Origin of the sequence: Amycolatopsis sp. NPDC026612 (assembly GCF_040638285.1) — a bacterium.
GTDB lineage: Bacteria > Actinomycetota > Actinomycetes > Mycobacteriales > Pseudonocardiaceae > Amycolatopsis.
The window spans coordinates 212,460-230,927 of the sequence record NZ_JBEZYB010000002.1 but is presented as its reverse complement, the minus strand read 5'-3'; the positions used below and the strand labels follow the sequence as shown (position 1 = coordinate 230,927).

Sequence of the window (18,468 nt, the reverse complement as noted above, 5' to 3'; positions counted from 1 at the left end):
CGCGGCTGCTACGGTCGGTGACGTGTTCACGCTGCGAGTCGACGCCGAGACGGTGGCCAGGACACGGTTTTCCCCGTCCCTCGCGGCGGAGTCCCTGGCCTGGCTGAAGCTCGCGGCCGAGTCCGGGCGGCACCCGGTGTTCGGTGATCCGGGCGCGCTCGCCCGCGCGTCGCTCGCCCACCCGGACGTCGCGCTGCTCCTGGACCTGCTGCCGCAGACCGGCGAGGTGTACACCCCCGACCTGCTCACGCCGCAGCCCGGCACCTCGTCCCGGCCCGCCGACCTGCTCGACGAGCAGATCGCGCTGATCGAGGCGACCACGCAGGACGACGTCGAGGAGCAGGTGCTCTCGTACACGCAGTTCCACTGGCGCCGTCCGCTGCCGGTCACGGCCCGCCGGGTCGTGGAGTCGGGCGCGATGCCCCGGCGCCTGGCGAACGGGCTCGCCCGGTTCTGGCGGGACGCGCTGGCCGAGGACTGGGCCACCCTGCAGGCGGTCGTCGAACGGGACATCACCCACCGCGCGAAGGGCATCGCCGCCCGCGGCGTCGGTGCGGTGCTCGGTGAACTCCACCCCACCATCGGCTGGACGGGTGACGCGATCACCCTCGCCAAGCCGTTCGACGGCGAGGCCGACATCTCCGGCCGGGAGCTGGTGCTCGCCCCCGGCGTGCTCAGCTGGCCCGGCACCAGCGTCCAGATCGACGTCCCCGGCCAGGTCGTCCTCTGCTACCCCGCCCACGGGGTCGGCGCGGGCGCCGGCCACCGGCCGGGCCGGATCGCGCCCGTCGTCGGCGCCGCCCGGGCGTCACTGCTGGGCGAGCTGGAAACCCCGCGCTCGACCGCGGAGCTGGCCGGCCGGACGGGGTACGCCGCGGGGACCGTCTCCTACCACCTGAGCGCGCTGCACCGCGCCGGCCTGGTCAGCAGGGTCCGGGACGGGCGTTACGTGCTGTACCAGCGGACCGCGCAGGCCGTCGTCCTGCTGGAAGGCGCCGGACCCGGGTAGAAAGGGCGGACGCCGAGCCTGACGAGGAGCCGTTGATGTCCCCTGCCGCCGCTGGGTTCCGTCCGCTGGACGGGATCAAGGTCGTCGATCTCTCCCGCATCCTGGCCGGGCCGTACTGCACCCAGTACCTCGGCGAGATGGGCGCGGACGTGGTGAAGGTCGAGCCGCCGGGGCACGGCGACGACACCCGCGGCTGGGGACCGCCGTTCGTCGGCGCGAGCGACGAAGCCGTCTACTACCTGGCGGCGAACCGGAACAAGCGCGGGATCGTGCTCGACCTCAAGAGCGACCGCGGGCGTGCTGCACTGCGACGGCTGGTCGCGGACGCGGACGTGCTGGTCGAGAACTTCCGCCCCGGGACGCTCGAGAAGTGGGGGATCGGGTACGCCGTGCTGTCTTCGCTCAACCCCCGGTTGATCCACGTGTCGATCACCGGGTTCGGGCAGACCGGCCCGTACCGCGACCGCGCGGGGTACGACCTGGTGGCGCAGGCCCTCGGCGGTGTGATGTCGCTGACCGGCGAGCCCGGCGGCGCACCGGCGAAGGTGGGGCTGCCGGTGGCCGACCTGAACGCGGGGACGTGGGCGATCATCGGCGTGCTGATGGCGCTGCAGGCCCGGCACACGACCGGCCGCGGCCAGTACCTCGACGTGTCCCTTTTGGACAGTCAGCTGGCCTGGCACGTCTACGCCGCGGGCGCGCACTTCTACGACACGCCGCGGCCACGCCGGATGGGCACGGCGCACCCGAGCATCGTCCCCTACCAGGGGTACCACGTCGCCGGCGGCTGGCTGATCATCGCCGTCGGCAGCGAGAAGCTGTGGCACGCGTTCTGCGGGGTGCTCGGCCTGGACATCGCCGCCGACCCGCGGTTCGCCTCCAACGCCGTGCGCGCGGCGCACCGTGACTCGCTCAACGCGCTTCTGGAGCCGGTGCTGCTGACCCGCACGGCGGCGGAGTGGATGACGGCGTTCGACGCGGCGGGCATCCCGGCGGCACCCGTCAACGAGATCGACGACGTCTACGCGGACCCCTGGGCGGCCGCGCGCGACCAGGTGGTGCGGCTGCCGCACCCGACGGTGGGGACGTACGTCGGCACCGGGTTCCCGGTGAAGGCGTCGGACACCCCGGCCCGGCCGACGTCCGCCCCGCCGACCTTGGGCCAGCACACCGCGGAGGTGCTCGCCGAGCTCGGGTACCCGCCGGAGGAGATCGCCGGATTCCTGGACCGACCGGCCAGTCCGGAGTCGTGAACTGTGCACGATGGAGTGTTCGCGCTCGACGCTTCGCCCTGGTAGGGATGGGGACAGGACTGAGGAGGACCGATGTCAGCACAGCACGCCCTGTGGCACCCGTTCGCCGACATGGGCGCGGTCGACGGCGACCGGATGGTCATCACGCGCGGCGAGGGCTCGTACGTCTGGGACGACGCGGGCCGCCGGTACTTCGACGCGACCGCGTCGCTCTGGTACGCGAACTTCGGCCACGGCCGCCCGGAGATCACCGAAGCCGTCGCGAACCAGCTGCGGACGCTCGACTCGTGGAACCTGTTCGGCTACAACGCGAACCGGCCGGCGATCGAGCTGGCGGACCGCGTGGCCGAGCTGGCGCCGGAGCCGGGGTCGAAGGTGTTCTTCGGCTCGGGCGGCGGTGACGTCATCGACACCGCGGTGAAGCTCGCGCGGGCGTACTTCGCGCAGACCGGGCGGCCGGAGAAGGTGCACGTGATCGGCCGGGCGCAGGGTTACCACGGCACGCACGGCTTCGGCACGGCCGTCGGCGGCATCCCGGCGAACGTGGCGGGCGTCGGCCCGCAGCCGCCGGAGTTTTCCCACGTCCCGTACGACAACGCCGCGGCGCTCGAAGCGGAGATCCAGCGGGTCGGCGCCGGCCGGGTGGCGGCCTTCTTCTGCGAGCCGGTGATCGGCGCGGGCGGGGTCCTGCTGCCGCCGGAGGGGTACCTCGAGGAGGTGGCGGCGATCTGCCACCGTCACGACGTGCTGTTCGTGGCGGACTGCGTGATCGCGGCCTGGGGCCGGCTCGGCACGTGGTTCGGCATCGACCGCTGGGCGGTCCGGCCGGACCTGATCACCACGGCGAAGGGCATCACGGGCGGCACGATCCCGCTGGGTGCGCTGATCGTGGCCCCGCGGGTGGCGGAGCCGTTCTTCACGGGCGCGCCGGGAGCCCCGATCTTCCGCCACGGACCGACGTACGCGGGCCACCCGGTGGCGTGCGCGGCAGGCTTGGCCACCTTGGACATCTACGAGCGCGACGGACTGATCCCCCGAGGCCACGAGCTGGAGAAACCCCTGGCCGGCGCGGTATCGGGGGTCGCCGGGCACCCACTGGTGGCGGAGGTCCGCGCGGGGCTGGGCTTCCTCGCGGCGGTGGAGCTGACGGCGGAGGTCCTGGAGGCCGACCCGGGAGCACCGGTGAAGCTGCAGCGCGCCTGCCGCGACGAGGGTGTGATCGTGCGGAACCTGGGGCGGGGTGTCGCGGTGTCACCACCGTTGGTGGCGGCGGAACCGGAGCTGGACCTGCTCGCGGCGGCCTTGCCGAAGGCTTTGGACCGCCTGGCGGCCCAGGTTTGACGTCGCTGCCGGCTCGGCGGCTCGGCGGCGGGCTGGCAGCTCGCCGACGGGGCCGGCCGCCCGAGCAGGAACGTTGCGAATGACTCATCCGGGACGTCGGAGGTCCCGTGAGCGAAGCCGGGTCTGGCGTGATCCAGGGCGGAACTCGCGTGATCGGGGCCGGAACTCACGTGACTGGGCCCCGATCTCACCTCACGAAGCCACCGCCGACCCCCGGCCCGCCCGGCCACACCTCAAGAGATGCAGAACTCGTTGCCCTCCGGGTCCGCCATCGTCACCCAGCTGTGCGGCCCCTGCCGCCCCCGCCACAGGTACGTCGCGCCGCGGGACTTCAGCTTCTCCAGTGTTGCCTCGACGTTGTCCGCGCCCACCCACACGTCCACGTGGATGCGGTTCTTCACCGTCTTCGCCTCGGGGACCTCCTGGAAGAGGATCCGCCGTGGTGGTCCCTCGGGTGGCGAGTCCGGGTGGCGGATCCCCGCTCCCGTTCTCCAGACCAGCGCCCCGCGGTAGGTCCGGGTCTCCTCCTCCTTCGCGTACCCCTTCGCGATCATCTCGCGGATGAAGTCCTCGTCCGTCGGTTCCACGGACCAGCCGAGCGTCTCGGCCCACCAGTCGGCGAGCACGTGCGGGTCGGCCGAATCCACCACTACCTGGAAGTCATACGCCATACCGGCACGTTAACGACCGAGTCCGACATTTTCCGCAGCATCGGGTCCTCGGGCACGACCGTGAAGCGCCACTTGTCCACGCCTCCGCCCATGATTTCGGCGTACCGGCGTGCACCGTCGGCGTTGGCGAACCGTACCTGCTGGCCGTTCGTCAGGTGGGTGATCTTGACCGCCACGACAACCTCCCGAGTATGTGGGCCGGCCCGCGGAGCTTCCCCCTCCGGGACCGGCAGCCACAGTAGAACACATGTTCGACCGCGCGCGCCACTCTCTCCCCCAGCCAGGGGAGAGCGGGACGAAACCGCAGGTCAAAGAGGTCGTGTCATGGCGACACGCGGCCAGGTGTCCAGGCCGCGGGCGGCCTCCGCGCGGCGGATCGAGCGCAGGCCGGTGCCCATTTCCGCCGCCGGCACGACCCGGAACCCCAGTCGCTCGTAGTAGGGCGCGTTCCAGGGCACGGCCGCGAACGTCGTCAACGTCAGCGCCTTCAGCCCCCGCGAAGCGGCCCACTCGGCGAGCGTCTCGATCAGCGCGCTGCCCAGCCCGCGCCGCGCGTGGCCGGGCCGGACCGAGACCTGCTCGATGTGCGCGCACCCGTCGACGAGTGCCGCGACGAGGTACGCCACCGGCCGGTCGCCGGAGTCGACGCTCACCCACGCGCGGCCGGCTTCCTGGTACGTCGCCAGTTCCGCCACCGAGCCGGGGTCGTCGTCGGCGATCGCGGCCATGCCGACCTCGCGGAAGAGGCTGCCGGCGTCGAGTTCGACGTCGATGAGCGCGGGCAGGTCGTCGGGACGCGCGAGCCGGATCACCCGGGCAGTTCTACGCGCTCCCGCGGGAGTCTCAAAGCGAATAAGACGAAATCGTCCGCTGAATGCGGACCGCGTACTCCTGCAGGGCGGTGATCGCGGTGTGCCGGGCCTCTTCGGTGATCCGCGCGGCCGGCCCGGCCATGCTGAGCACGGTCGGCCGCCGCCCGTAGGTGGGCACGGGCACCGAACAGGCCCAGACCCCTTCGTCGAGTTCACCCGAGCTGACCGAATAGCGGTTTTCCAGCGCGCGTTTCAGCTCGTCGCGCACGGCGGTGCCGCGCTGTTCGATGATCGACGGCAACCGCCGGTCGCGTTCGATCTCCGGCAGCAGCGCGAGCAGCATCTTGCCGGACGCCCCGACGCCGAGCGGCAGCGAATGCCCCGGCTCGAACGTGAACCGCATCGCCCGGTCGCACTCGACGCGGTCCGCGCACACGGCGGCGTCGCCGAACTGCTGGAACAGCATCACCGTCTCGCCGAGTTCGAGGGCGGCCGCTTCCATGGCCGGCTTCGCCAGCTGCACGAGGTCGTTCGCCAGCTGCGCGGCCCGCGCCAGCGGCATCACCTGGCTGGTCAGGTGGTAGTGCCCGGCCCGGCCCTCCTCGAGCAGCTGCAGCTCCTTGAGCAGGGCCACGTAGCGGTAGGTCGTCGCCACCGGGGTGCCGATCGTCGCGGCGAGCTCGGCGACACTGGCCTCCCACCGGCGCTCCGAAAAGGCCAGCAGCAACTGGAGGACCTTGCGGGAACTGCTGGCACCGGGGGTGCGGCGCGGGGAAGTGGTGGCGGAACCGTCGACGGTACTGACGGCAGGCGTCATCGTGACCTCTCGGTGAGACAAAAACGACCTTCGCTATCACACGGGGTGAATAAATTAGCACGTAGTGTGAAAGAAAGGCCAGCAATCCCGGTGGCCGGCGGCCGGGCATTTGAATATCCACCGAAACGTGCCGATCTGCTGTTTGGTGTAGTACAACCAGCCGCGCGCGGTCCCTCTGCCGTGGATTCGGTCGCCGCACCGGGTTTTCCGCGATGATCCGTGGACGGCACGCCGAAGATTTTCCGGAACATTCTGCCGCTACGAGCGGCGCCGGTGCGGCGTCAACCGCGGTCCCGGTCACCGGTGAGGAACGGCGTCAGCAGCCCGGGCAGGGCGCGGTCGGCGAGCGCCAGCCCGTCGGCCTCGCCGACGTCGAGCACCCGGTACTTGCCCTTGCCCGCGGCGACCGGCGCGATCAGCGTGATCAGGCCGGCCCGGCGCTGGAAGTACGAGCGCTCGACGACGATCCCGGTCATCCCGTCGCACCGGACCGCCGCCGTGCCGCGGTCGAGCGAACCCGACCGCGTCACCAGGTAGCGGCCGGCGAGCGCGTGGCCGAGGCCGCGGTAGCGGTCCCAGCCGACGAGCGCGGCGAACGGCACCAGCACGAGCGCGACCTGCCACGGCCAGTCCGGCAGCGCGCCGAGCCACGCCAGGCCGTAGAGCGCCGCGGCGAGCAGCAGCACGCCGGTGACGGCCCGGGAAAGCCGCCGGTACAGCGCCCGGCGCGGGTGCCGCACCAGCGGCGTCGCGGCCGGGTCCTCGCCGAGCACCTCCGCGACGACCTCGTGCGCGCGAGCCAGCGGAGCGGGCGGCAGCAGCAGGCCGCCGCCCTTGTCCGCGCTCTTGCCCTCCCGCAGGCCACCCGCGATGGCGACGCAGCGGGCACCGCCGGCCAGCCGCAGCGGCAGCGGCTCCCGGATTTCGGCGCCGCGCAGGCGGTCCTCCTCGATCGACACCGACCGCGTCGTGATCAGCCCGCGCCGGATGTGCAAGGTGCCCGCGGGCTCGCGGGTGAGCCGGAAGTTCCAGAACGACAGCACGTACCCGCCGATCGACAGCAGCGAGACGAGCACCAGCAGCGCGGCGGCGGCCACGACCAGGCTCAGCCACACCGGGGTGTCGGCGAAGTGCCCGACGACCGTCTGGACCAGGGAGAACTGGATCGGGTCGAAGTGCAGTTCGTGCGCGAAGTGGTAGACCGTGCCGACGACCGCGCCGACCACCGCCAGCCCGGACAGCGTGAACGGCGCGTACCGCAGCCAGCGCTTGTCGACCGCGGCGATCAGCTGCTCCGGCGGCGCGGCGGCCTCCGTCGCCACCGCCTCGGCCTTCCGGTGCAGCAGGAGCCGCCGCAGCCGCTGGGCCTCGGCGGTGGTGACGGCGTCGAGGACGAGCTCGTCCTTGCCCGGTCCCTTGCCGTGCGAGTGCCGCCCGGTGCCGATCCGCGCGGCGGCCAGCGAGAACAGCCGGTGCTTCGGCTCGGAGGTGACGTCGACCGTGCGGATCCGGTCGCGCGGGATGGCCCGCTGCTTGCGCAGCAGCAGCCCGGTGTGCCACTCGACCTGCGACGCGGTGATCCGGTAGCGCGAGGTCAGCACGTGCGAGACCCCGGTGAACACGGCGATGGCGGTGAAGACCAGGCCGGCCCACTGCCACGGCTCGCCACGGCCGAACAGCAGTGCGCCCAGCAGCACCGGCAGCGACTTCACCACGTCCAGCACGGGCCGGATGAGCAGCATGCGCCGGTCGAGGTGGTGCCACGGCGCGTCCTGGGTGCCTTCGGCGGGCGGGGCCACGACCGTTTCGGCGCTTTCGACCGCTTCGGCGGGGGTCACGTCGCGTCTCCGCGCACGGCCTGGGTCGTCTTCGTCAGCTCGTCGGCCAGCGCGAGCGCGCGGTCGTGCGCCAGGCCCGAGATGCGCAGCGGGCCCGCCGCGGACGCCGTCGTCACGGTGATCTTCGCCAGCCCGAACAGCTGCTCGAAGGGGTCACGCTCGATGTCGACGGTCTGGATCCGCGAGACCGGCGCGATCCGCCACTCCTGCTTCAGCCAGCCGGCCTGCGTGTAGACGGCCTCGTCGGTGACCTCCCAGCGGTGCACGCGGTAGCGCCACTGGGGCATCACGATCAGGTGGAGCGGGCCCAGCACGCCGGACAGCACCAGCGTCACGGTCAGGAACGACGGCGCATCGTCGCTGGTCACGACGATGAGCGTCTGCACGCCGATCAGGACGATCCAGAGAATCGATGCGGTCACCGTCCAGTAGCCGATGGCCCGGCGGCTGACCCGGTGCGCCGGCGGCCGCAGCCGCAACGCCGTGTTCGTGGTGTGTTCGCTCACGGCTCAAGCGTGCCCGATCGGCGACTTGCGTGCCCAGGACATGTGTCACGATGCCGATCCGGTCCGGCGTCGATCGCGTGCCGTTACGATCGGCAACACCGTCGGAGGAATGGAAACGCCGTCGGGGTGTGTTGTGCTTGACGGACTGATGCGTCAGCGAGCTGGAGGATCCAGTGGGACTCGATCCCGACGACCTGTACGAAGTGGACTCGGACGTCCCCGACCTGACCGGGGTGGTGCTGCTGCACTACTTCGACGGGTTCATGGACGCCGGCTCGGCGGGCCGTCTGCTGGCCGAGCACCTGCTGAACGGCGAGCACCGGGTCGTCGCCCGCTTCGACGTCGACCGGCTCATCGACTACCGCTCGCGCCGGCCGACGATGACCTTCGCGATCGACCACTGGGAGGACTACGACGCGCCCGAGCTGGTCGTGCACCTGCTGCACGACACCGACGGCACGCCGTTCCTGCTGCTGTCCGGCCCGGAGCCGGACCACGACTGGGAGCGGTTCTGCGCGGCGGTCCGGAACCTGGTCGAGCGCTGGGGCGTCCGGCTGACCGCCGGGTTCCACGGCATCCCGATGGGGGCGCCGCACACCCGTCCGCTCGGCGTCACCGCGCACGCCACCCGCCAGGACCTGATCGGCGACAACCAGCCGCTGCCGAACCGGCTGCAGGTGCCGGGCAGCCTCGCCGCGCTGCTGGAGTACCGGCTCGGCGAGTGGGGCCACGACGCCGCCGGGTTCGCCGCGCACGTGCCGCACTACCTCGCGCAGTCGACGTACCCGGCCGCGTCGCTGATCGTGCTCGAAGCGCTGAGCCGGGCCACCGGGCTGAGCCTCGCCGAGGGTGAGCTGCGCTCGGCCGCGGACCTCGCCGACGCCGAGATCAACCGGCGGGTCGCCGAGTCCGACGAGATCGCCGACGTCGTCCGCGCCCTGGAGCGGCAGTACGACACGTTCGTCGAGGCGGCCGACCGGAGCAGCCTCCTCGCGGAGTCGGTCGAGCACATGCCGACGGCGGAGGAGCTGGGCTCGCAGTTCGAGCGGTTCCTCGCGGAGCAGAACGGCGGCGACGGACCCGAGCGCTGATGGCGCGCTACGACGAGATCGGCGTCGGCTACGCGCGGGGGCGGCGGACCGACCCGCGCTGGCTCGCGCCGGTGCTCGACGCGCTGGGATCCGCGGGGTCGGTGCTCGACGTCGGTTCCGGGACGGGCTCGTACGAGCCGCCGTCCAGGCAGGTGGTCGCGGTGGAGCCGTCGGCGGAGATGATCCGGCAACGCGCGGCCGGGGCGGCGCCGGTCGTGCGGGCGGTCGCGGAGGCGCTGCCGTTCGCCGCGGGCACGTTCGACGCCGCACTCGCCGTGCTGACCGTGCACCACTGGCCCGATTGGCGGCGCGGGCTGGCGGAGCTGCGCCGCGTCGCCCGCCGCCAGGTCGTCCTCGCCTACGACACCCGGCTGCACAACGACTTCTGGCTGGTGCGGGAGTACGTGCCGGAGGTCGCCTCGCTGGAACGGTCGAGGCCGTCGGCGCCGGAGATCGCGGACTTCCTCGGCGCGGCTTCGGTGGTCGAGCTGCCGGTGCCGTGGGATTTCACGGACGGCGTCTTCCCGGCGTACTGGCGGCGTCCGGAGGCCTACCTCGATCCGGCGGTGCGGCGGTCGTGCTCGGCGCTCGCGCAGACGTCGCCTGCCGCGGTGGACCGCGGGATGGCCAGGCTGCGGGCGGACCTGGAATCCGGCCGGTGGCGGGCGGAGCACGCGGACCTGCTCGACCTCCCGGAGTGGGACGCGGGGTTCCGGCTCATCGTGGCCTGAGCCGTCAGGTACCGTCCGCGGATGAACCCGGCGAAAAACCGTTATCGCGTAAGGAAAACTCTGAGTAGGTTGCTGCGTCAGGCTGCCTCCAAAGTGCACGATCCGTACACCGATCAGCTGAACCGGATGGCCGCGGAACTCCGCGAGGAGATCGCCCGTCAGGGTGACCGGGTCCTCGATCGGGTGGTGGAGTTCGAAATCCGCAGCCGCCGGGACATCGTCTACGCCGGGGATCAGGACGCGGCACTGGAGAGCAACGTCTTCGCCCGCGAACACCTCGTCGGGGCCCGGCACTTCGGCACGCCGAAGGAGACGCTCGAACACGCCCTTTCCCTGGCGCCGCACGGCGGGATGGCGTTGGAGTTCGGCGTCGCGTCCGGGAACACGCTGCGGGCGATCGCCCGCGCTCGCGGTGGCGAACGGGTCCACGGCTTCGACTCCTTCGACGGGCTGCCCGAAGCGTGGCTCAACGGCATGCCCGCCGGCGCCTTCGCCCGCGACGACCTGCCCGACGTCCCCGGCGCCGAGCTGGTCGTCGGCCTGTTCGCCGACAGCCTGCCGGGCTTCCTCGCCCGCCACGACGGCCACGTCGACTTCCTGCACGTCGACGGCGACCTCTACAGCTCCGCCAAGACCGTGCTCGACCTGTGCGGGCCGCGGCTGCGCGCGGGCAGCATCGTGCACTTCGACGAGTTCTTCAACTTCCCCGGCTGGCGGCGGCACGAGTACCGCGCCTGGACGGAGTACGTCGAGCGCACCGGCGTCGAGTTCGAGTACGTCGCCTACACCTACAACGACAACCAGGTGACGGTGAAGATCACGAAGCCCGGGCCGGGGCGGTGAGCGCGGGGTACTCGCGGTATTCGAGCGCGTTGGCCGCCCGGTCGGTCATCCAGGTGAAGACGCTGCCGAACACGCGCGTGCTCAGCATCCGGTAGGCGCGGTTGCGGCTGCGGATCTTCGCGGCCGTGCGCGGCGCGAGGAAGTTCCCGGAGCCCTTGCCGTTCTTCTGCCCGACCGTGGCCGGCTTGCGCAGCCGCTGCTCGTACTTCGCGAACGCCGTCTCGTGGTCGCCGCCGGCCGCCGCGAGCTCGCCGGCCAGCACCTGGGCGCCCAGCATCGCCAGCCCGGTGCCCGACCCGCCGGGCCCGGCGCACCAGGCGGCGTCGCCGAGCAGCACGACCCGGCCCTTCGACCAGCGCTCGAGGTGGATCTGGCTGATCGAATCGACGTACAGGTCGTCGGCCGCGGGCAGCGCTTCGAGCAGCTTCGGCGCCTCCCAGCCGGTGTCCGCGAACAGCTGCGCGATCAGCGCGCGCTGATCGCCAGGAGTGCGGCGGTGGAACTCGATGCCGTCGGCCGCGAAGAACAGACCGACGTGCAGCCGGTCCGGCAGCCGGTGGCTCCCCACGGTCAGGCCGCGGCCGGGCTCGTTGTACATGATGCTGGTGTGGTCGAGCCCGAGGTGGTTGGGCACGGTGTAGCCGGCGATGCCGAAGCCGAGGTCGCGCCGGAAGTCCCCCTCCGGCCCGAACGCGGCGGCCCGCACCCCGGAATGCACGCCGTCGGCCCCGACCACCAGGTCGAACCGCCGCGGTGCGCCACGCCGGAAGGTGACTTCGACGCCGTCCGCCGTCTCGGTGAGGCTCGTGACGCGGTCGCCGAAGACGTATTCGGTGTGGTCCGCGGTGTGCTCGTACAGGATCCGCGCGAGGTCGCCCCGCAGGATCTCGACCTCGCCGCTCCAGGCGGCGCCGGGCACGGTCAGCGCGGGACGGGCGTCGAGGCCGAGCACGGTCTGCTCGCCCATCGCCGTTTCGTGCCGGCGGACCTCGTCGAGCACACCCATCGCGGCCAGCACCTTCACCTGCTCACCGCGGAAGTCGACGGCCTGGCCGCCGGGCCGCGGGGCGGGGGCGGACTCGACGACGGTCACGCGGTAGCCACCGCGGTGGAGCCAGTGGGCCGCGGACGGGCCGGCGATGCCTGCCCCGGAAACGAGCACGGTCTTGGTGGTCATCGGGTGTTCCCTCTCGGGTCGGTGGGTGCCGACACCGAGACTGCGGGCGGCCGCTGACGGTCCGCGCACCGTCCACTGACAACTCGGCCAGTGGGGTGCGGTTGCAGTCGCTAACATGGCCCGGGTGGACCGCGCCGCCGAAGGCCGGATCCGGGAGGACGGCGAGGCTGCCGTCGAGGCACGCATCCTGGATGCCGCCGCTCACCTGATCGCCGAAGAGGGCTTCGGCAGGTTGAAGATCGGCGGCGTCTGCGCCCGCTCCGGCTACGCGCGATCGGTGGTCTTCCAGCACTTCGGTGACAAGGACGGGCTCGGGCAACGGCTCGTCGAGCACGCCGTCGAGGAGTTCACCGACGCCTACAGCGAGGCGGTGGCGGCCCGGACCGGGGCCGCCACCGCGACGCCGATGGACATGCTGCGCGCGCTGCTGGACATCATCTTCGAGCTGATCCGCACGATGCCGACGCTCAACCACGCGTTCCTGGCTCTCTGGGGCGACGCGGCGGCGGAGTACTCGGCCCTGCGCGGCGCGCTGACGGAGGCCGACCGCCGGTTCCGGTTCGCCATCGCGCAGACCGTGGCCAGCGGGGTCGCCGACGGGTCGATCGCCGGCGTCCACGACCCCGATTCGTACGCTTCGGCGCTGCTCGCCCAGCTGCGCGGGATCTCGATGCAGGCCCTGATCGACCCCGACGGCGTCGACCTGGGCGGACTCCGCGCCGAGCTGGAGCGCAGCGTCGACCGGCTCTCCGCGGGCTTCCGCGGCACGCTTTAGAGCGCGTACACGATGCTCCGCAACACGATCACGCCGACGAACACCAGCGTGAAGGCGAGATCGAGCGAGATCCCGCCGATCCGGACCGGCCGCACGACCCGCCGCACCGGTCCGATCACCGGCTCGGTGGCGGCGTAGGCCAGGCCACGGGCGCGCCGCGCCCACGGCGGGCTGCCGGCCAGCAGCCCGACCCAGTCCAGCACCATCCGCGCGATCAGCACCAGCAGGTACAGGCTCAGCGCGAACCCGAGAAGCGTCCCCAAGGCACCCATGGTTCCTCCGTTCTCCCTATGAGAAGAACGCGTGGCTGGGGCGAGGAGTGCCAGTTCTGTCCGGTTCACAGCATTTCAACAGGTTGCCGCACCAATCACCGGGCGTAGTGCGCCTGCCGGGCCGTGGTCAGGACCTTCGCGGCGTCGGCGCTGCCGAGCCCCCAGGCCTCGACCTTGGCCTTGACCTGACGCAGCAGCGCCTCCTTGGTCGCGAACGGCGCCGCCGCCCAGATGTCGTCGAGCAGCGTCGTCCCCGCCTGCACCGGGTTCGCGACCCCCGAGTCGAGCCCGCCGAACACCACCGTCGGCTCGGTGCGGTGGAAGTACGCGTGCGTGGGGTCCTCCGTGCCTTCGAAGAACGGTGCGAACTCGACGTCGCCGAGCCGGAAGTGCAGCGGCTGGCGCGGGACCGGCGAGAACGAGGGGAGCAGGTCCCCGGACAACCCGGCGTTCCGGTACAGCCCGAGCTCGAGGAACGTCGTCCGCGGATCGCGCGCCACCAGGTTCACCGGGCCGAAGAACAGCGTCTGCGTCTTCGGGTCGTCGAGCGCCTGCTCGGTACGCAGCCGGAACGGCGTCCGGACGACCACCGTGTCGCCGTCGCACCAGGTGCGGGTGAGCACCGGGCCCGGCGCCGGCTTGCCGTTCACCTTGACCGAGAAGGTGTCCCGGCACCACGACGGGACCCGCAGGCGGAGGGTGAACCGCGCGGAGCCGCGGATGACGAGCGTCGACCCCTGCTCGTACGGGAAGTTCGTCCGCTGCTCGATCGTGACGCCCTTCCACGACAACGTCGACGGGCTGTACAGGTTCACGTAGAGCGTGCGGTCGTCGGCACCGCGGAAGTAGACCGTGTCCTGGTACTTGGTCGCGCTCTCCATCCCGGTGCCTTCGCAGCACGTCGTCCCGGCCTTCGGCGTGTAGTCCCGGACGTGGCCCGGGTTCAGCCCGATGAAGTAGGTGACCAGCGGCTTCTCGGCGTCGGGCTTGTCCTGTTTGGACCCGAGGACCTGGTTGTACAGCCCGCGTTCGTAGTAGTCGAGGTAGCGCGGGTCCTGCTCGTGGAAGAACAGCAGCCGGCTCAGCTTCAGCATGTTGTACGCGCAGCACGTCTCGGCGTTCGTGTCGACGAGCGTGCCGGCGATGCTGCCGGGCGCCTTCCAGAACTCGCCCAGGCTCGTCCCGCCGATGCCGTACATCCGCGTCGGCACCACCATGCCCCAGAAGTTCCGGGCGGCGTCGAGGTAACGCTTCTCGCCGGTTTCGTCGTACAGGCGCACCAAGCCGGTCAGGATCGGGATGTGCTGGTTCGCGTGGATCCCGGTGAGGACGTCGGTACCGGCCGCGCAGTTGTCGATGAGGTGATCGAGGTCGAACAGCTTCGCCAGCGCGAGGTGCTCGGCGCGGCCGGTGACGGCGTGGACGTCGCAGATCGCCTCGACGATCCCGCCGAATTCGCCGCTGGAGAAGATGCCCCACATCCGCTGCAACGTCGTCGCCGGCAGCGTCGACAGCCGCGAGTACATCCAGTCGCACATCCCGGACGCGAGGTCGAGCGCGCGTGCGTCACCGGTGGCGCGGTAGGCCTCGAAGAGCCCGCGCAGGATCTTGTGCGCGGTGTAGTAGGGCGCCCAGACGACGGTGTAGTCCGCGTTCGTCATCGACTCCAGCGTGATGAACTGCGTCTCGGGGTAGGCGGCCAGGAACCCGGGGTGACTCGGCCCGCCCCACGTGCGGCGCACGACGGCGGGACCGGACCGGCCGGTCCGGTCGGTGAGCGTGTCGAAGGCGTACGACGCGAGATCGCCGTCGCCCGCTTTCGCCTGCAGCGCCCCGATTTCGGCGGCGGACAGCGCCCGCGACCAGACGTCGAACCCGCCGAAGGCGCCCGCGAACACCGGGTCGGGGTACAGCGAGCGGCCCAGCCAGTGGTTCGCCAGTGCGCCGAGCGCCGCCGGGTTGAGCGTCATCGCGCCGTTCGAGCCGACGGCGGAACCGTTGACGTACAACGTTCCCGTGCTGCCCGAGATCGTCACGGCCAGGTGGCTCCACTCGCCGACGGACAGGGGAGCCGTCCCGTCGATGCCCTGCTCGCGACCGGCGCCACCGTTCGTGATGGCGAACCGCGGGACGCCGGACCCGTTGCGCGCGGCCAGGTACAGGTACTTGGTCGTGTTGTCGCCGAAGTCGAACACGCGGGCCCAGTTGTCCGCGTGGCCGGGCCGCACCCACGCCGCGATGGTGAGCTCGGCGGCGCTCCCGAGGACGGTGGAAGGCAGTTCGACGTACTGGGAGGAGCCGCGGACCTGCTCGATCGCGGCGCCGAACCGGCCGGGTACGACGAGCGCGGCCGGCTCGCGGCGCAGCGCGTCGCGCACCTCGCTCAGCGCACCGACGACGTACCGGATCCGGTCGCCGAACACGGCTTCGCCGGTGCTCGCACAGGCCTGGGAAAGCATCGTCAGGAAGTGCCCGGTGTAGTGCCCGCGCAGGTTGCCGTTGGCCTCGCCGTCCAGTCCTTCCCAGCCACCGGGCGCCACCGCGCCGCGGGTGTCCAGGCCGGCGTTGGCCCGGAAGACCTGCAGCAGCCGGTCGACGTCGTAGCCGCGGGCGTGGTCGAGCATCAGCGCGCGTTTGGCCGCGAACACGCCGGTGCGCAGCTGCACGTCGCCGAGTTCGAACGGCCGGACGGCCCAGGGGGCAGGCAGCGGTGCGGCCGCCGTTGCCGCCGTCGTCACCGCCGTTGCCGGTGCGTCGAGCGTGATGCCGAGCGCGGGCACAGCGGTGGCGACGGCGGCACTGCGAAGAACGGCGCGTCGCGTCATCGGGACTGCCATGGGTGGGCCCTCCAAGTTCGAGGGCCGAATGTTAACGTGAACAAAAGCTCTCGAGTGATCCGGTTCACTCGAACGGCCTAGCGCGCCGAAAGGTCCGGATCAGCCGAAGGTGACCACGAGCCGGCCGTCCGAAGCGAAGGACCACTTCATCGTCCCGGCGTACGACGAGCAACGCGAGCCGTTCTTGCCGGTCCAGAACTGGTCCGAGCTGTCGACGCTGCCGACGGTCTTGTCGTTCGACCCGCCGCTCGCGAAGCGGCACGAAGTGTCGTTGCGGAAGACCGAGGTTCCGGTGTCGAACGAGAAATTGCGTTCGGCGTTGTCGATGCCGACGTTGTCCGAAACCGTGATCGTGCCGGGATTGCTGTTGTAGGTGAATCCGTGGTGGCCGTTGCGGTAGGCGATGTCGCGCCGGACGATGTGGTTGACCGCGATCTTGTCGCCGCCGAGCTTGTAACCGTTGCGGTCGCCGTTCTTGTTCACGGTGCCGTTGCTGAGGGTGCCGTTGGCGTAGGCCAGGGAATCCTCGATGGTCACCGGGCCGATGGGGCCGGTGTCGGTCTTGGTGTAGAGGTCCCAGCCGTCGTCGATGTTGTTGTGGGAGACGTCGTAGCGGAAGACGTTGCCGGTGCCGGCGGTGAGTTTCGCGGCGAAGCCGTCGGCGTCCTCGCCGTCGGAGTCGGCGTTGTCGTGGGATTCGGAGCTCACGACGAGGTTGTTCGACGGCCACTGGTCCTTCGGGGTGCTCGACGCGATGCGCGAGATCTGCAGCCCGGAGTCGCGGTTGAAGCGGGTCATCACGCGTTCGATGACGTTGTTGCTGCCGCCGACGAAGATCCCGTTGTCCCCGGCGCGTTCGACGACGATGCCGGCGACGCGCCAGTACGACCCGTTGACGGCGAGCCCGCGGTTGGCCGGATCCTCCGTCATGGCCGAGAAGTTCAGCACGGGTTGCTCGCCGGGGTAGGCCGACAGCGTCTTGCGGGCGCTGGACGTGCCGTTGTTCCCCGGCGCGATCGTCACCGTCTGGGCGTAGGAGTAGGTGCCGCCCCGGAGGGAGATGGTGCCGCCCGCGGTGACGCGGGTGAGCGCCGACGGCAGGGTCGTGGGATCCGCCTGGGTGCCGGCGGCGGAGTCCTTTCCGTTGGGTGCCACGTACAACGTGGTGGCCGCGGCCGCCGACGGCGGTGCCAGTGCGGCCATGGTGACCAATGCCGCGCTCACTGCAGCAAGCGCTTTCCGACCGGGAATGCTTCCGTACGAACCCATGCACGCCTCCTTGCGGGCAAGAATTGCCGAACACCGGATCCGAGAACGCTCCCAGTGTGCCGGCGTGGGAACGGGATCTTCGGTGAGGCGACCGTAGCACCGGCCGGCCGCGGGCCGAGTGGGCCAAGCGGGTCGTCTGTACTGAAAACGCTTTCAGCGGTGACGGTCTGCCGTCGCCACCGCCCGGTGCCGCCGGGCTCCCGGCCACCGGAACGGCGGCTTCCGGAATCGGAGCAATCGACGACGGCGTCTCCGGCCACCGGACCGGCGATTCGAGTGGTTCGCTCCGTGACTCTCTGTTCGGGTATGGCGAGCGTTTTCGGCGAACCACGCGAGCCGGGTTTACCATCCGGTCAAGCGCGTCCCGGCTTCACCTGCTTTCCTCCGTTCGGCGAGGCGGCGGAAGAGCGGGCGGCGGCTGCGGCTGTCCTGGTGTAGGGGCGGCGGCGGGCTGTCCACGGTCGACGGCTCGCCGGCAACTCGGCACAACATGAAATGATCAAACCGCGGTTGCCGTATTAGGCTGCTGCTGTGCGCACGGCTTGGATCGCGTCGGTCCTTCTGGTCGGGGCCGGCCTGATCACGTACTCGGGCTGGCTCCTCGAGTTCGTCGTGCCGACGGGCGTGTCGCCGGTGCGGGACCCGGTGGACGCGCTGCTGGCCGGGCCGCTGGTGTTCCGGATCGTGCTCGCGGTCTCGGGTGTCGCCTTCTTCCTGGCCGGGCCGGCGCTGCGCCGGCTCGCTCCGGTCCAGTGGCAGTCGCGGCTCGGTGCGATGTCGGTCAGCGCGTTCGGTGCGCTCGTGCTGGCCTACGCCGTCGTCCCCGGCAACGTCGTGCTCTCCCTGCTGCTGAACGCCGTTTTCGTGGTCGGCGCCGCCAGCTTGGTGCTGTGGTGGCCGCCCGGCTGGCGCCGGATCGCCGTGATCGGCCTGGTCCTGGTGCTGGTGACCTGGCTGGCCGTCCTCGTGGCGGGCGTGGTGGGCGAGTTCGAGGGCGTCTTCACGCGGCTGCAGCTGGTCGTGCGGGTGGCGCTGCTGGGCGCCGGCTCGGGTTATGTGCTGCTCGCCTCGGGGTCGCGCCACGCGCATCGGGACGCGTGAGCAGCGAGCTGTCGGTGACCCCGCCGGGGACGCGCCGGGGTGTGGCAGTTTGAGTTTCACCCATTCAGCCCACGCGACTGCTTCGTGATTTTCCGTCCGGTGCCGGTACCACGACAAATGTGGGT

General features: G+C 71.3%; 18 protein-coding genes. 8 read left to right on the top strand and 10 right to left on the bottom strand.

The genetic code is table 11. From position 1 onward, the window contains the following. Window positions 1–22 precede the first annotated feature (22 nt). The 3 genes from AB0F15_RS03455 to AB0F15_RS03445 all read left to right on the top strand — a co-directional run bounded on the left by AB0F15_RS03455 (window position 23) and on the right by AB0F15_RS03445 (window position 3,603). Window positions 23–1,009: a helix-turn-helix domain-containing protein gene (locus tag AB0F15_RS03455; protein WP_360264463.1), complete on the top strand. Its 987-nt coding sequence runs from the start codon at window positions 23–25 to the stop codon at window positions 1,007–1,009. Window positions 1,010–1,044: 35 nt separating this feature from the next. Further along, the gene (locus AB0F15_RS03450) at window positions 1,045–2,262 is read left to right on the top strand and encodes a CoA transferase (RefSeq protein WP_360264460.1); all 1,218 of its coding nucleotides are present in this window, start codon (window positions 1,045–1,047) and stop codon (window positions 2,260–2,262) included. Between the two features lie 72 nt (window positions 2,263–2,334). Then, window positions 2,335–3,603: an aminotransferase class III-fold pyridoxal phosphate-dependent enzyme gene (locus AB0F15_RS03445; RefSeq protein ID WP_360264457.1), complete on the top strand. Its 1,269-nt coding sequence runs from the start codon at window positions 2,335–2,337 to the stop codon at window positions 3,601–3,603. Window positions 3,604–3,836: 233 nt separating this feature from the next. On the opposite strand, the gene AB0F15_RS03440 is transcribed toward AB0F15_RS03445, so the two are convergent. The 6 genes from AB0F15_RS03440 to AB0F15_RS03415 form a co-directional block, all read right to left on the bottom strand. Further along, entirely contained in the window at window positions 3,837–4,253 is a 417-nt protein-coding gene (locus AB0F15_RS03440) for a VOC family protein (RefSeq protein WP_360264765.1), read from the bottom strand. Further along, window positions 4,253–4,450: a hypothetical protein gene (locus AB0F15_RS03435; RefSeq protein WP_004561810.1), complete on the bottom strand. Its 198-nt coding sequence runs from the start codon at window positions 4,448–4,450 to the stop codon at window positions 4,253–4,255. Before AB0F15_RS03435 ends, AB0F15_RS03440 begins: the two co-directional genes overlap by 1 nt. Window positions 4,451–4,582: 132 nt before the next feature. Then, window positions 4,583–5,086, bottom strand: a complete 504-nt coding sequence (locus tag AB0F15_RS03430; protein WP_360264454.1) for a GNAT family N-acetyltransferase — start codon at window positions 5,084–5,086, stop codon at window positions 4,583–4,585. Window positions 5,087–5,117: 31 nt separating this feature from the next. Further along, window positions 5,118–5,903 carry an IclR family transcriptional regulator gene (locus AB0F15_RS03425; RefSeq protein ID WP_360264451.1) on the bottom strand — a complete coding sequence of 262 codons (786 nt, stop codon included), beginning with the start codon at window positions 5,901–5,903 and terminating at the stop codon, window positions 5,118–5,120. 281 nt (window positions 5,904–6,184) lie between these two features. Next, window positions 6,185–7,741: a PH domain-containing protein gene (locus tag AB0F15_RS03420; protein ID WP_360264448.1), complete on the bottom strand. Its 1,557-nt coding sequence runs from the start codon at window positions 7,739–7,741 to the stop codon at window positions 6,185–6,187. Continuing rightward, window positions 7,738–8,247 (bottom strand): PH domain-containing protein, encoded by a 510-nt coding sequence (locus AB0F15_RS03415; RefSeq protein WP_360264445.1) that lies wholly within the window; start codon window positions 8,245–8,247, stop codon window positions 7,738–7,740. Before AB0F15_RS03415 ends, AB0F15_RS03420 begins: the two co-directional genes overlap by 4 nt. Before the next feature lie 173 nt (window positions 8,248–8,420). Here AB0F15_RS03415 and AB0F15_RS03410 point away from each other — a divergent pair, with 173 nt between their 5' ends. The 3 genes from AB0F15_RS03410 (at window position 8,421) to AB0F15_RS03400 (ending at window position 10,912) form a co-directional block, all read left to right on the top strand. Beyond that, complete coding sequence (locus AB0F15_RS03410; RefSeq protein ID WP_360264442.1) at window positions 8,421–9,338, top strand: PAC2 family protein; 918 nt, start codon at window positions 8,421–8,423, stop codon at window positions 9,336–9,338. Next, complete coding sequence (locus tag AB0F15_RS03405; protein WP_360264439.1) at window positions 9,338–10,069, top strand: class I SAM-dependent methyltransferase; 732 nt, start codon at window positions 9,338–9,340, stop codon at window positions 10,067–10,069. Before AB0F15_RS03410 ends, AB0F15_RS03405 begins: the two co-directional genes overlap by 1 nt. Window positions 10,070–10,195: 126 nt before the next feature. Then, a complete protein-coding gene (locus AB0F15_RS03400) occupies window positions 10,196–10,912 on the top strand; it encodes a class I SAM-dependent methyltransferase (RefSeq protein ID WP_360264762.1) in 717 nt (238 codons plus the stop codon). Here the strand turns inward: AB0F15_RS03400 and AB0F15_RS03395 are convergent. Continuing rightward, window positions 10,887–12,089, bottom strand: a complete 1,203-nt coding sequence (locus AB0F15_RS03395) for an FAD-dependent monooxygenase (RefSeq protein ID WP_360264436.1) — start codon at window positions 12,087–12,089, stop codon at window positions 10,887–10,889. The genes AB0F15_RS03400 and AB0F15_RS03395 overlap by 26 nt on opposite strands. 115 nt (window positions 12,090–12,204) lie before the next feature. Here AB0F15_RS03395 and AB0F15_RS03390 point away from each other — a divergent pair, with 115 nt between their 5' ends. After that, window positions 12,205–12,864 carry a TetR/AcrR family transcriptional regulator gene (locus tag AB0F15_RS03390; RefSeq protein WP_360264433.1) on the top strand — a complete coding sequence of 220 codons (660 nt, stop codon included), beginning with the start codon at window positions 12,205–12,207 and terminating at the stop codon, window positions 12,862–12,864. Here the strand turns inward: AB0F15_RS03390 and AB0F15_RS03385 are convergent. The 3 genes from AB0F15_RS03385 to AB0F15_RS03375 all read right to left on the bottom strand — a co-directional run bounded on the left by AB0F15_RS03385 (window position 12,861) and on the right by AB0F15_RS03375 (window position 17,176). Then, on the bottom strand, window positions 12,861–13,136 hold the full coding sequence (locus AB0F15_RS03385; RefSeq protein WP_360264430.1) for a YggT family protein: 276 nt from the start codon (window positions 13,134–13,136) through the stop codon (window positions 12,861–12,863). The two genes, AB0F15_RS03390 and AB0F15_RS03385, sit on opposite strands and share 4 nt — an antisense overlap. 95 nt (window positions 13,137–13,231) lie before the next feature. Beyond that, entirely contained in the window at window positions 13,232–15,961 is a 2,730-nt protein-coding gene (locus tag AB0F15_RS03380) for a beta-L-arabinofuranosidase domain-containing protein (protein ID WP_360264427.1), read from the bottom strand. A 111-nt stretch (window positions 15,962–16,072) separates the two neighbouring features. Continuing rightward, on the bottom strand, window positions 16,073–17,176 hold the full coding sequence (locus AB0F15_RS03375) for a right-handed parallel beta-helix repeat-containing protein (protein ID WP_360264424.1): 1,104 nt from the start codon (window positions 17,174–17,176) through the stop codon (window positions 16,073–16,075). A gap of 597 nt (window positions 17,177–17,773) precedes the next feature. On the opposite strand from AB0F15_RS03375, the gene AB0F15_RS03370 reads away from it, so the two are divergent. Beyond that, window positions 17,774–18,343 (top strand): hypothetical protein, encoded by a 570-nt coding sequence (locus AB0F15_RS03370; protein ID WP_360264421.1) that lies wholly within the window; start codon window positions 17,774–17,776, stop codon window positions 18,341–18,343. Window positions 18,344–18,468: the final 125 nt, after the last annotated feature.